The 13,968-nt window shown below is 55.3% G+C and carries 8 protein-coding genes; 6 read left to right on the top strand and 2 right to left on the bottom strand.

What is annotated here, in order from left to right; genetic code table 11:
- The 4 genes from PMI22_RS12035 to PMI22_RS12050 all read left to right on the top strand — a co-directional run.
- The coding region (locus tag PMI22_RS12035) for a nucleotide-binding domain containing protein (RefSeq protein ID WP_007944323.1) at nt 1–218 on the top strand (218 nt) is incomplete at its 5' end.
- Nucleotides 208–1,089 carry a LysR family transcriptional regulator gene (locus PMI22_RS12040; RefSeq protein ID WP_007946580.1) on the top strand — a complete coding sequence of 294 codons (882 nt, stop codon included), beginning with the start codon at nt 208–210 and terminating at the stop codon, nt 1,087–1,089. The genes PMI22_RS12035 and PMI22_RS12040, both read left to right, overlap by 11 nt.
- A 42-nt stretch (nt 1,090–1,131) precedes the next feature.
- Nucleotides 1,132–2,196 carry a lactonase family protein gene (locus tag PMI22_RS12045; protein ID WP_007946577.1) on the top strand — a complete coding sequence of 355 codons (1,065 nt, stop codon included), beginning with the start codon at nt 1,132–1,134 and terminating at the stop codon, nt 2,194–2,196.
- Nucleotides 2,193–3,233 (top strand): AbrB family transcriptional regulator, encoded by a 1,041-nt coding sequence (locus tag PMI22_RS12050; protein WP_007946576.1) that lies wholly within the window; start codon nt 2,193–2,195, stop codon nt 3,231–3,233. The genes PMI22_RS12045 and PMI22_RS12050 overlap by 4 nt, the downstream gene beginning before the upstream one ends.
- 37 nt (nt 3,234–3,270) lie before the next feature.
- On the opposite strand, the gene PMI22_RS12055 is transcribed toward PMI22_RS12050, so the two are convergent.
- Nucleotides 3,271–4,011: an ABC transporter substrate-binding protein gene (locus PMI22_RS12055; protein WP_007946574.1), complete on the bottom strand. Its 741-nt coding sequence runs from the start codon at nt 4,009–4,011 to the stop codon at nt 3,271–3,273.
- A gap of 214 nt (nt 4,012–4,225) precedes the next feature.
- Here PMI22_RS12055 and acnA point away from each other — a divergent pair, with 214 nt between their 5' ends.
- Nucleotides 4,226–6,910: an aconitate hydratase AcnA gene (gene acnA, locus PMI22_RS12060; RefSeq protein WP_007946573.1), complete on the top strand. Its 2,685-nt coding sequence runs from the start codon at nt 4,226–4,228 to the stop codon at nt 6,908–6,910.
- Between the two features lie 793 nt (nt 6,911–7,703).
- Here acnA and PMI22_RS12065 read toward each other — a convergent pair.
- Complete coding sequence (locus PMI22_RS12065) at nt 7,704–9,077, bottom strand: IS1182 family transposase (RefSeq protein WP_007946572.1); 1,374 nt, start codon at nt 9,075–9,077, stop codon at nt 7,704–7,706.
- A gap of 1,001 nt (nt 9,078–10,078) precedes the next feature.
- Between PMI22_RS12065 and PMI22_RS12075 the strand changes: the two genes are divergently transcribed.
- A complete protein-coding gene (locus PMI22_RS12075; RefSeq protein ID WP_007946570.1) occupies nt 10,079–13,828 on the top strand; it encodes a hypothetical protein in 3,750 nt (1,249 codons plus the stop codon).
- Nucleotides 13,829–13,968 lie beyond the last annotated feature (140 nt).

Here is a 13,968-nt window from a genome sequence, read left to right as displayed (position 1 = left end):
ACGGCATGGGTGTTCGCAAGCTAGTGGTTGCCGGCGGCGAAACTTCGGGTGCGGTCGTCAAGGCACTGCAAGTCAAGGCTCTGCGAATTGGTGCGACCATCGATCCTGGTGTGCCTTGGACACTCGGCTTGCGCGACGACCCGGTTGCCTTGGCGCTGAAATCCGGCAATTTCGGCACGGTAGACTTCTTCGAGAAGGCATTGGCCAATGCGCCATGATCTGCTCAGCCTGGAAATCTTCATGGCTGTGGCGGAGCAGCGAAACCTGACCAAGGCATCGCAGCTCTGCCACCTGGCGACCTCCGCAGTCAGTAAGCGGATCAGCGAGCTTGAAGAGAAGGTGGGGTCTCCCTTGTTCATTCGCTATCCGCGCGGAATGGAGCTGACCCCTGCGGGGCAGTCGCTGCGCCATTACGCGTTGCAGGTGAACGAAACTCTTCAGAAGATGGACCAGGAGTTGAGTGAGTATGGTGCTGGAATCAAGGGCCATGTTCGATTGCACGCCATCACATCGGCGTTGGCCCAACAGCTGAGTCTGGATATCGGCACGTTTATGGAAACCTACCCCGATATCAAGTTCGATATCGAGGAGCGCGTCGGTGCGGCAATCGTACGAGCGGTGTCGGACGGTCGTGCGGATGTCGGCATCATTGCCGAACAGACGCCTTCACAAGGGTTGGAATCCGTTCCCTATCGCGTGGATGAGTTGGTGATTGCGGTTCCAGAACGGCATCCATTGGCGGCGCAGACGCAAGCCAGTTTCGAGCAGGCGCTGATCTTCGAGTTCATTGGTCCTCATGTGGAAAGCTCGGTGCATTTGCTGCTGACTGAACAAGCCGAATTGTTAGGTAAGCCAATCAGGCAGCGGGTTCGCGTTTCCAGCTTTGAATGCATGTGCCGGATGGTTTCGACCAATCTGGGCATCTGCATTTTGCCTCGCGATGTTCTGCGTCCCTATCTGCGTTCCTTCCATTTGCAGGCTGTCACGTTGGCCGAGCCATGGGCCAAGCGTCAGTTGAATATTGTTGCTCGACGATTCGAAGCGCTCCCTCCTACCGCTCGCGCGTTCGTCGCACACTTGACCGCGTGACAGGTGCCATCCATGCACCTGCTCGCCTTTTGAGATGACTTCATGTTCATTTACGTAGGCTGTCGTACCACTCGTGAAAGGAATGCCCATGGCAACGGGATCAACGTCTACAGCGTCGACTCAAAGACTGGGCGCCTGTCTCATGTGCAGTTGGTTGATGGATTGGTAAACCCTTCATTTCTTGCGATCAGTAAACAGGAGGATTTCCTGTACTGCGTCCATGGTGATACGGATCAGGCCAGTGCATTTAGCATCGGCGCCAATGGCACGCTACGCTACCTCAATAGCCAAAGCACCCATGGCCACAATCCCGCACATTTGGCGATTTCACCGGACGGCGACTTCCTGGTGGTGAGCAACCATTACAGTGGTTCTGTTGTTGTTTTACCGATTCTCGATTCGGGGGAACTCGGCGAACTCTGCGATCAAGTGATGACGCAAGGGCCGATCGGACCCCATCGAATTGAACAAAAAGGCCCGAAACCGCATTTCAATCCATTCGACCCCAGTGGAAAGCTAGTCGTCGTACCGGATAAAGGTCTCGACCGGATCTTCACTTATCGATTCGACTCACTGTCGGGCAAGCTGCTCCCGACAGCCTGTCCATCTGTTGCCACCCGCAAAGGAGCCGGGCCGCGGCATGTGGCTTTTCATCCGGGACTACCCGTTGTCTACTCGGTCAATGAGCTCGACTCGACCGTCGCAACCTATCGCTTCAACAGCGAAAGTGGTGAGCTGCAGCCGCAGCAGGTGGTCTCTACGCTGCCGGATTCTTTCACCGGCGACAGCACGGCCGCAGAGATCGAAGTCGATAAGGCCGGGCGCTTCCTCTACGCCTCCAACCGGGGAAGCGACAGCATTGCGCGCTTCAGCATTGATCCTCAATCGGGCTGGCTGACATTCGAATCAGCGACGCCAACGCAAGGCCTCACTCCTCGATTTTTCGCTCTGTCGCCCGACGGCAGATGCATGTATGTGGCCAACGAGGACAGCGACACGATCGTGGTTTTCAGTATTGACCCAACGACTGGCAGCTTGACCCCAACGGGTGAGGTGATTGAGACAGGAAGTCCAGTGTGTATGGTCTTTGGTGGCACCAACCTATGAGAGCGTTTTTCACCTCAATGGGATTGTGGTGGGCGACACCGCTGGTTGGAGTGGCCGGCGCATTGATTGCCAGTTACCTGAACTGGCCTTTGCCCTGGATCATTGGATCGATGTTGGCGGTTATTCTGGTGCGTTGCCTGGGCTGGCGGGTGGGGGAGATCCCCAATGGTCGATTGACCGGGCAATGGATGATTGCGACATCCATAGGCCTGCATTTCACACCCGCGGTGCTGGAGCAGATCCTGGGGCATTTCGCGATGATGCTGTTTGCGGCATTTCTGACCTTGTTGCTTGCCTTGCTCGGCATCGAGTTCATGCGGCGTCGAGGCATGGATCTGACGACTGCCTTTTTCGCCTTCATGCCTGCGAACTTTGCAGAGATGATTCAATCGGGGATCAGGCATAAGGCCAACGTCAGTCAGATCGCTGCAGCTCACAGTGTTCGGCTTGTGCTGATTGTTCTTTGTGTTCCGCCCGCGATGTTTTTCAGCTCGAAAATCTCTCCATCGGTGGTTCATGCCCGATTGCCCAGTGATTGGTATTGGCTGCTGCCATTGTTGCTCGGCGGAGCGCTGACGGCGATTATCTGGAAACGGTACAAGTTGCCGAACCCTTGGATGTTCGGCCCGATGGCGCTGTGCGCGCTATTCACTGCCAGCTTCAATCTGCAGACGGCATTACCCGTTGAGCTGAGCCATTACGGTCAGCTCATGATCGGTTGCGCGCTCGGAGGCTACTTTGATCGGCAGTTCTTCAAGGCCTCACCGACATTCCTGATCAAGGTTTCGGTGTTCACCTTGAGCATGATTGTTTGCACCTTGTTGCTGGCACTTGGAATCGGTTATCTGCTGGGCTTTCCTTTGATGACGCTGGCACTGGGCATGATGCCGGGCAGCAGTACGGAAATGTACCTGACGGCCGAAGCCTTGAACCTGGGAGTTGGCATCGTTACGGCAATGCAGATCATGCGCTTGATAGTGGTGATGCTCTGCGCTGAGCCGGTGCATAAAATCTGGTTGAAACGCCTTCGCCGCTGAGCAGGCAAGTGCGTTTCACCCCTTCATCGCAGCGGCCTCAATTGACTTGAAGCGGGGCAACCGTGACGTCACTTTGGCCGCTTACGGCAAGTGCCTTGGTAACGAAACCGTTGGCTTTCTGTTCTTCCAGGAATGCTCTGACATACGCCGCACCCGCGGCGCATCGCACGGGAACGCCCATTGCCTGGCGAATTGACGTGAAGTAACCGTCCAATACGCGCAATTCCTTGTTGGCCTCGGCGACCTTGACCAACGGTTGACGCACGCCCGCCGCCGCATCCAGGTTCTCATCGAGAAACAGGTCCACCGCTCCGGCAGAGGTTGGTGCGCGAACCAGGGTTGCGTGCTGCTGAGTCCGGCTCAGGTACAGGTCATAGGCTGCACCCTTACCCACTGCGATTCGCACGTTGGGCTGATCCAGATCTTCCATCTTGCGGAATGGGGAACTGTCCTTGACCAGATAGGTACCTTCGATAATCACGTAAGGTTCACTGAAAGCGACTTGAGCTTCACGCACAGGTTCGATGGCCAGGAATGCAATGTTCCATTGATTTTGTGCCAACGCCTCGAACACTTTTCCCGCAGCATCGTAGGTGATGAACTCGACAGGAACGCCCAGGTGCTTGCCCAATTCCACCGCCAGGCTGACAGATACACCTTGAGGCTGGCCCGTTTCGGCATTGCGCTGTGCAAGCACCGGGTTGCCGAAGTTGATGGCAGCTTTGAGCACACCAGTCGGGGCAAGCTCTGCAAGGACTTTTGCGGTAGGGGCGAGCATAAATGGTCTCCATGGAAATTGTCGTCACCCCTGAGAGTAGGGAAGTGAGCAAGACCTGACAATTTCAGACTCATCAAGGCTGCGTTCTCCGTTGGCGAACGATGACTTGCTCATTGTTCAATTTTCCCCGGCTCGGCCTTTGGTTACGCTGGGTTCAACTGAACGACCGAATAGACTCGTTTGCGTACGCACTCAGCCGGTGAACGGTAAGCCCATGATTTCCACCATCGACGCACGTCATCAAAGTCATCTTCAAGTGGGCGACACCCGTTACGCCTACGTGGATCTGCACAAGATACTCACCCCGGACGAGCTCATTGGCTTGCCCTATTCAATCCGTATTCTGCTGGAGAATGTGGCGCGGTGCTCACCGGCGTCGCTGGACAACTTCATCGCATGCATACGCCAAGGGGCGCCGGCCTGCGAAGTGCCTTTTTACCCCAACCGGCTGATGTTCCACGACACGACCTGCCTGCCGGCGCTTGCTGACTTTGCCGGTATGCGCGACATGGTGGCGGAAATGGGTGGCGCACCGGAAACCATGAACCCGATGATTCCTGCGGTGCTGGTCATTGACCATTCGGTGATTGTCGAGCGCTACGCCGAAGCGGACGCCGTGGAGAAGAACCTGGACATCGACTACCGCCGCAACTCCGAACGCTACGAATTCATCAAGTGGGCGCAGAAGAGTCTGACCAATTTCAAGGTGGTTCCGCCCGGTACCGGGATCATTCACCAGGTCAACATGGAGTCGCTGGCGACCGTGGTTTGGGAAAGCCAGACCGCCGATGGCCAGCCACTGCTGCATCCTGACGATATCGTAGCAACCGACAGCCACACGCCGATGATCAACGCCATCGGCGTTCTGGGCTGGGGTGTGGGTGGGCTGGAGGGACAGGCTTCCATGCTCGGCGAGCCGGTGCCGATTAGCTTTCCTGAAGTCGTCGGCATTCGTTTGAGCAATGAACTGCGGCCCGGTGTGACGGCCACCGATCTGGCATTGCGCATCACGCAAATATTGCGTGCGAAGGGCGTGGTGGGCAAGTTCGTTGAGTTCTGCGGCCCTGGCCTGTCGAAGCTCAGTTGGGCGGCGCGAGGCACGCTGTCGAACATGGCCCCTGAGTATGGCGCCACCGTAGTCTTCTTCCCGTTCGACGACAGCACGATGGAGTACATGCACCTGACCGGTCGCAGCGAAGACACCATTGCGCGTATTGAAACTTACCTCGAAGCGCAAGGCCTGTGGCGCCACGACTCACTGCCCGAACCGCATTTCGATGACCTGATCGAGCTGGATCTCGCGGCCATCGAGCCAAGTGTTGCCGGACCTCATCAACCGCATCAGTGGCGCAAGCTGGCTGATGCAGCGCCATCCTTTCGCCAGGAAATTCTGGGTGAGCGGGAGGGCGTGATAGCGCGTTCCTCGGACGCTGAAGCCGAATACTTCGAGCCTTCGTTTGGCCAGGCCCTGACCCATGGCGCCATCTCTCTGGCGGCAATCACCAGTTGCACCAACACTGCAAACCCGAGCCAGATGATCCAGGCGGGATTGCTGGCCCGCAACGCTCAGCGTCGCGGTTTGCGCAGTAAACCCTGGGTCAAGACATCTCTGTCGCCCGGCTCACGCGTAGTCGCGGACTACCTGGAAAAGGCCGATCTGCTGAGCGACTTCTCGGCCTTGGGGTTCGATCTCGCCGGGTTTGGCTGCATGACCTGCATCGGTAACTCCGGCAGTCTCGAAGAACACATGGAGCGCTTCTCGGACCAGGGCCTCAAAACCGTGGTGGTGCTGTCGGGCAATCGCAACTTCGAGGGGCGGGTCAATCCTCGCGTACAGGTCGGCTACCTGGCTTCGCCGGCGCTGGTCGTGGCTTATGCGTTGGCGGGCACCATCAATAAGGATATCCAGACTGAGCCGTTAGGACAGGATGCGGCAGGCAACGATGTGTACCTGCATGAACTGATGCCCAGTGAAGAGCAGATTCAGGCACTGGTCAGCCAGACTGTTCGCCCGGATTTGTTCCGCCAGCGTAACGCGATGCTGTGGGATGGCACTCATCACTGGCAGGCACTGTCAGCGAGTGGCAGCGTGCAGTTTCCTTGGGCGCCGAATTCGACTTACCTGCGCCGCCCCATTTACCTGCAAAACGTCAAAGCCGAAGCTTCACCCGAGTTGTCGATTCATAGTGCAAGAACTTTGATGGTACTGGGCGACAACGTCACCACTGACCATATTTCACCGGCCAGTGCGATTCCACTCGAAAGCCAGGCTGGACAGTGGTTGATCGAGCGCGGCGAAAACCCGAACGATCTCAATCAATACTCGACCCGCCGCAGCAACCACGAAGTGATGATGCGCGGTGCATTCGTGAATCGAGCAGTGAAGAATCGGCTATTGGAGCAACAGCCGGGAGAGGGTGGTTTTGCAACGGCTTTTGACGGTTCGATCCAGCGCGTTTACGACGCAGCTCTGAGCTACGTTGCCAAGGACGTGCCGCTGGTGATCTTCGCCGGGTTCAATTATGGAGCGGGCTCCAGTCGTGACTGGGCAGCCAAGGCGCAAGCCACCTTGGGCGTCAAGGCTGTCGTCGCGCAGAGTTTTGAGCGTATCCATCGTAGCAATCTGATCGGCATGGGCATCTTGCCCATTACGTTCGCGGCAGGCGTCGACGCGACGAACTTGCAGTTAAAAGGGGATGAGACACTGGACTTCAAAGGTCTGGAGACAATGCAGGTGGGGGCAAACCCGCTTTGCCTGGTGATCAATCGCGCGGACGGAAGTCAGACCTCGCTGCCGTTGATTCTGCAGTTGGATTCGCAACAGGAAATTCTCTACTTGAAGGAGGGCGGTATCCTGCCGTATGTCGTGCGCAAGGTCGTTTCGCAGGTGAGCAACTGATAGGGAGGCGGGAAGTGCATCGCGGGATGCCGCCTTCGAAGCGGCTAAAAAACCAAGCGCACAGACTGTGAGAGGGCCATGAGGACTGTAAAACCACGGCAGATATTTTCTTGCCGCCGTACATAGCCATCGGAACAAATTTCCAGGTCGAAACAGCGAAATCTTGAGCTGCCTTCGACCTGAAGCTTTCATCGGCTCATCATCGGTTAACTCTGCATCTGGGCTAGGTGCGTTCCGCTCGTCGAGACCCATGACGGGAGATTGATAAGATGGCTATATGCCGCTAAAACAAAAGAATTAGGAATAGAACACTATAGGTGAGGAGATGGTATTGAGATTTGTTGTCGTACCAGCAACACCTAAAGAGACAGAATCTGCAAGGTGTGGTGTGCGCTTTTATTCGCGCACGGAGTCGTCTGGATTCGACATTTATGACAACAAGGAAAAGTCCCGTTTACCCCTTCATTTTCCAACGCGAGCGGGGGCAGAAGCGGCGTGTGAATTGAAGAACTCTGAGCAGCTGTTTAGCTCTATGTATTGAACGCGATCAATCGTAGCGGCGGCGGATCGTTCTGCCTTTTCTACTGGTAGCAAGGGGTCAGTTTCAGCTAGTTGTGATTGGCAGCAAACGGCCGATTCTGTTGAAAAAGTCTGATTTGCAGATCGGCTGAACTCACGCACGATCTCCACTGGAGAACCTACTCACCACATTGAGTGGTTTTTCGGCCCTTCGTTGAGCTTTGCAGCTCGGCTATTGGGTTGATTTGAGGTTTTTTGCTTTGTGCAGACGCACCTATCCCGTAACCGGTGGCCCTTGAGAAGAAAATTTGGCCAGCCGTCGCAGGTTCTGCACCGCAGCAGCCAGCGTGAATTCATCAGTCGCGCCACTCATGCCACGTAGTCGCAAGCGATCCAGTTTCAGGATGCGCTTGAGGTGGGCGAACAACATTTCGACCTTCTTACGTTCGTGGCGAGAGCGCTGATACGCCGGCGTTACTGCAATGCGCCGAGCCACATCACGAGCAGCTTCATGGACGCTGCGGACGATCTTGCGAGCCGAAGTGTTGGGGCAGCACTTGGCTTTCATCGGACAGGCAACGCAGTCGGTCTGCCGGGATCGGAAGATGATGGTGTTGGCTTTGGTGACGTGTGAACGCTCATTTTTGAAGGCTCGCCATTCGCTGCGCAATGGGTTTCCGGCCGGGCAGCGGTATTCCTCAGCCTCTTCATTCCAGTGGAAATCGTTACTCGAAAAACTGTCGTTCTTTCGCTCGGTTTTGTCCCACACCGGCACATGCGGCTCGATGTCTTTTTCCTCCACCATCCAGGCCAGCATCGGCGCGGTTCCGTAAGCGGTATCGCCAATGAGGCGTTCCGGCTTGATGTCGAACTGCACTTCGACCCGTTCGATCATCGTCTTGGTGCTCTCGACTTCTGCGGTTCGATGAGCCGGTGTGGGCTCGACATCCATGATCACGCCGTGCTCGGTATCGATCAGATAATTCGTGGAATAAGCGTAGAAAGCTGGGCCGCCTGGAGCTGCGGTCCAGCGGGCCTGAGGATCCGTCAGCGGTAGGCGCTTCGGTAGCGTTTCGGCCAGAGCCTCTTCATCGAGTGCCTCAAGATACTCACGCACGGCGCGGGTGCTCAGGGCCGGATCGCTCCAGTTGACCTGTTCATCTCCCGGTACCCCGCGCTGCCGACTCGCATCCGCTTTGATGATGCTGGCGTCCACGGCAAAGCCTTCGCCCTTGACCAGACCGGCGTCCATGCAGCGACGCAGCACTTCATTGAACAACCAGCGAAACAGATCACTGTCCCGAAAACGGCCGTGTCGATTCTTGGAAAAGGTCGAGTGATTGGGGACTTCATCTTCAAGACTTAACCGGCAGAACCAGCGATACGCCAGGTTCAAATGGGCCTCTTCGCACAGCCGCCGCTCGGAGCGAATACCGTAGCAATAGCCCACGATCAGCATGCGGATCATTAACTCTGGGTCAATCGAAGGACGCCCAATTGGGCTGTAAAAATCGGCGAGGTAATGGCGCAAATCGCTCAGATCGAGACACCGATCAACGCTACGCAGAAGGTGATTGGCGGGGATGTGGTCTTCAAGGTTGAACGAGTAAAACAGTCGCTCCTGCCCACTCGATAACTGTCCCATCATACTGCGTGCTTCCCTGCTGGCCGATGCGCGAATTTTGCCGCAGGTCAGACGGGGGAGCTACTTTTTCAACAGAATCGGCCAGCAGCAGTCATTCGGAAAGGGCTTGAAACGATGACGCCTATACAGCGACCGTTAGGTAGATGGGATCTGCATCAGTTCATAGGATGGAACCTTGTCAGCGATCTCAATCCACCAGTCGCTATCGCACTGCTTCAATTCTCCGCCCACGAATACTGAGTCCTTGTTAAACGACTTAATATCTCGGGGACTGGCTACTGGGTCTTTCGCTAGGCACATTACCAAGTAGCACTTAGCTCCTTCCCGAATTTTTTGAACGTGGCTCTGCCGTTCTTTGTATCCAAAATTTTTGCTGTCACCACCGTACTTTTCCAGATGGGTCAACTGAACGTACCGTTTCCCCTCATGCGTATGGCATCTGTCTTGCCACACGCGAAGGAACACAGTGCCATCGGCTCGCTCTGCTCCCCAAGACTGCCGCAGCATACGCAACGGAGCCCCTAGGGCGGAAAAGAACTGCGTTATCGACCGCTCACTCATTGTCTTTTCTCCATTCGTGGGAAATGCGCACCCGTGAGCGTCAACACCCAATCTTGCCACGTAAGAGCTAGAAGGCTTTTCACGAATCAACCCTAGACGAGGATTTGAAGAGCCGGTGCAACTTGTTAGATGAGTGCTGCTTTGTGTCTGATCGCGGGTAGACAGAGGTTAGATTTGGAGATTTTCAGAATGGCCTGCAAACCGTGAACGGCGGGACCTCCAAGGCAGTTCCGCAGTTTTTTTTAAAGCCAAGGATTTAAAGCGCCCCATCGTTGCCATCCCCTCATTGCGGGTATGCCGGTAATTCATAATTGATAAGCCAATTCATGCGCAGTTGCCTGCTTTTTCTCGACAGGAAGCACCTTGAGCATGATGGCGGTGTGATGGCTGTGTGGCTATGATCTTGTCTTTCATGATTGGTATCAGGGAAAGAAGGATCAACCATGCAATGGATCGACGAAAAGGCTCTTGAAACGTGGGCCGACCGGATGAATGCCCGTGACATGTTGATGGCCATGTTGGCGGATCTGATACGCAAGACAATTGATGACGCGACCCGATTCCGGTTCCCTAGCGGCGAGGCCAGCCAATTGCGAGGCTGGGACGGCGACCTAGAAACTACTGAGGCCAAGAGCTTCGTCCCAGGCGGGAAATCTAAGTGGGAGTTCGGCACCGGTCCTGGTGCGGCAAAAGCTACGGCCGACTACGAGAAGCGGACTGGTCAAACGCCCGTCGACGAGATGCGCGAAAATACACTGGTTCTCGTCAACCTCGGATCTTGGGACACGCCGAAGAAGAAGATACCGGAGTGGGAAGACGACCGCCGCCGAGAGGGTAAATGGAAAGACGTTAAATATCTCGATGGCGTCCAGCTTGTCCAATGGCTGAAAGATCATCCTGCGATTGCTGCTCGATACGCTCGCAATGTCCTCGAGACGGCTCCCCAAGAAGGGGCTTTGAGTACCGACGAGTACTGGGAAGAGTTCAGCACGCAGTTCAAGCCTGCGCTCACAGAAAAGCTTGTCATTGCCAATCGGCAGCGCGAGGCGGACGACCTGATCGCGAAGCTTTGCGGACCAGCCGACTCCTTTATGCTGGGTGCAGAGACGTCTGAGGAAGTCATCGCATTCGCGGTGGCGGCGATTCGATCTGCAGCGCCGGCCATTCGCGAGTCACTTGAGTCCAGAACGCTAATCATTCGAACTCAATCAGCTGCAAGGTTCTTTGGAATGCATGCGGGCCTGGTCTTTATCGCGACGGGAGAGGCCGATTTACTGGCTGGCGCTCTTGGTAAAAAATGCCCCACGCTATCTGCTGCTACCGGAGCATTGGCCAAACGCGGAGCCGTGCTCAAGCGCCCGACAGCCTCAGGCATGGTGGATGGGTTCATTGAGATGGGGCTTGATCACAGCCAAGGTTACGAGCTTGCCCATCGATGTGGACGCAGCTTGACCATCCTGAAACGGTTGATAAACAACAAGCCCGCGGCTGATCCGGTTTGGTTACAGCAGACAGCTGTGCTGAAGCCTGCTTTTCTGGCCGGCGGATGGTCGAGTGATCTTGAATCTGACTGCGCCATTTTGAAGGAATTGGGAGACTATCCTTCCTACTCGACGCTGGAAAACGCCCTTATGCCTTCACTTAGTTTTCCCGATCGTCCGGTGGACAGGGAGGCTGACGTTTGGAAGGTGCGGGCACCGGTTGACGCTTTTTACTTCTACGGCAGTCAACTGACCGAGGATGATCTCACGCGGTTGCACGCAGCAATCGTCAAGGTGTTTGGCAAACAGCCGGAACAGCCTTCACGAGATCAAAAGTTCAACCAGGCTAAAGCCGCACCAGCCGATTACAGCAGTTGGTTGCGCGATGGGCTTGCATTGACGCTTCTCATCATTGCTTCTATGCATGACGTCGCCGGCTTGCACGTCAAAGGAAGAACTCCTCAACAATTTGTCGATGACGTAATTAACGCGCTGCCGGATTGGAGCAAATCGCATCATTCGATACTTCGTCTCGGCGATCAGACTTCGCTATTTGCGGAGGCCGCGCCCAACCCTTTTTTGAAGGCCCTCGAGTCTATGCTGGAGGGCGCCCCTGAGCAGGTTGCGCAGATCTTCAAATCGGAGCGGGACCGTCTCTTTGGCCCAGCCAGTCCGCACGTGCGTTTACTCTGGGCGCTGGAGACGATCGCTTGGGAACCTCGATACCTAAACCGCGCCGCGTTGGTACTCGCGAAGCTCGGCCAGCTGGATCCGGAACCGGAATCGAACTACGTAAACAGGCCAATTAACAGTTTGCGCGACATCCTATTGGGCTGGTCACCCAATACGTACGCATTGCAACCACAGCGGATCGCATGCCTCGATGCCATCCTGTTGGCGTGTCCTGTCGTAGGCTGGCAGCTACTCGAGAAGCTCCTTCCGCGTCATCACGACACCAGCTCACCCACCCAGCACCCGAAATTGCATGATTCCGCGCCTGAAAACACCGAAGAAATCACATTTGGATTGGTGTGGGATTTTGAAACCGCCGTTGTTGATCGAGCACTGATAACGGCCGGAAATGATGAGACACGCCTTGGAATCTTGATTAAGGCGTTGGGAGAACTTCAACCAACGAGTCGGGTGAAGGTGCTCACCAGCGTCGACAACTATCTCACTGCTCACCAAATAGCCGAGGGTTGCACGATCTGGCATTTACTTAAGGATGAGTCCGCCCGCAATGAGTATTTTGGCGACTCAGACTGGGCATTAACAAACGAAGAGTTGATCGCAGTGCAAGATGTGGTCGAACGCCACCGCCCTGTCGACCCTCTAGTATCTGACCGGCTTGTGTTTGATGACTGGATGCCGCATATCGGCAAGTACACTGCAGGCTCTATAGAGGACTCTACTAATTTACGTAAAGAAGTGCTACAACGCGTACTCGACCGTGACGGGGTGCCTGGCATCCTGAAACTTGCGAAGATGGTCAAGCTTCCCGACCTGCTCGGTCAGGTGTTAGTCCACCTATCGATCACCCTCAATCAAATGCTTGAGCTGATACAAGGCTCACTCGAGCCCACCGCACCACCGAGCCTTTCGTACTACGTATCTGCCGCTGGATCAGCCCTGTTCTGCGAAGAATGGAAGGATGCATTCAAAGGCCGCGTATTAGCGCAAATCGCGGACGACGCCACTAAAGGCAAACTCTTACTTGGGTGGCCAGCTAACCCTTCGACCTGGGCGTATGTCGAAAGCCTTGGTGCCGAGACACGTGACCAGTACTGGCGGCACATGGGCTTGTTGCCAGTCCAAGCTCCGCTCGACGATTTGCTGTTTGCGATTGACCAGTTTCGTAGCGTGGAACGGGATATTGATGTCTTGGGATTGGTGCACAACCGTGGCAAAGACCTACCGACGAGTTTGCTAGTGAACCTACTTGCCAAAGGGGCTCGTCAGCTAGAAAACGGCATCAAGCGTTCGGGCACCATGCTTTCGTATTACGTTACGCAGGCGCTTAAGGACTTACGTCACCGCAGCGATATCGACAAGTTGGAAGTCGCGAAGTTGGAGTATGCCTATCTGCCTCTGCTGCGGGATGAAAATGAGCCGCTGACGATCTTCAGTCTTCTGGCTTCTGACCCTGAGATGTTCGCCGACGTGCTTTCGCATGTGTTCAGAGGTAAGAACTCGCCATCCGATCAGGTCATTACAGCCGAGATGAAATCGCGGGCAACAATCTCATACAACCTGCTAACGGATTTCAAAACAGTACCTGGTCTGTGCGACGAGAAAATCGATGCTCAGGCTCTCTACGAATGGGCTACAAAGGTTCGAACTTTGGCAGCATCAAAAGACATCAGTGACTCTGGTGACCAGCGCATTGGCTACATTCTCGCTCACGCACCGCAGGACCCTAGCGAATCGTTCTGGCCACCATCAGCAGTTTGCCAAATGATTGAATCGATCGCCGCCGAGCATATCGAACGCGGGTTCGCCATCGAGTGCTTCAATAAGCGCGGTGTTTTCAGTAAGGGATTCAACGAGGGCGGAGGGCAAGAGCGCGAGTTAGCCGCTCGGTACAAGGATTGGGCGGATGCAACATTCATTTACCCTCGAACGTCGGCGATGTTGATGGCTATTTCCGATGACTGGACCCGCCATGCAGAGCGCGAAGATGTGAGAGCTGAGCAGGGCAAGATGAAGATGTGAACCGTTTATGGTGCGGATTCTAATAACCCGCTTTGCGAAACACACCAAATACTATATTTATATACAGCATTATGAGATTCTGTAGTATCTATTGGCCACCAAGGCAATCAGGGTATATAACATGGCACCGGCATATGGAG

It is taken from the genome of Pseudomonas sp. GM21, assembly GCF_000282215.1.
Classification (GTDB): Bacteria; Pseudomonadota; Gammaproteobacteria; order Pseudomonadales; family Pseudomonadaceae; genus Aquipseudomonas.
This window is presented reverse-complemented; position numbering and strand designations above follow the sequence as displayed.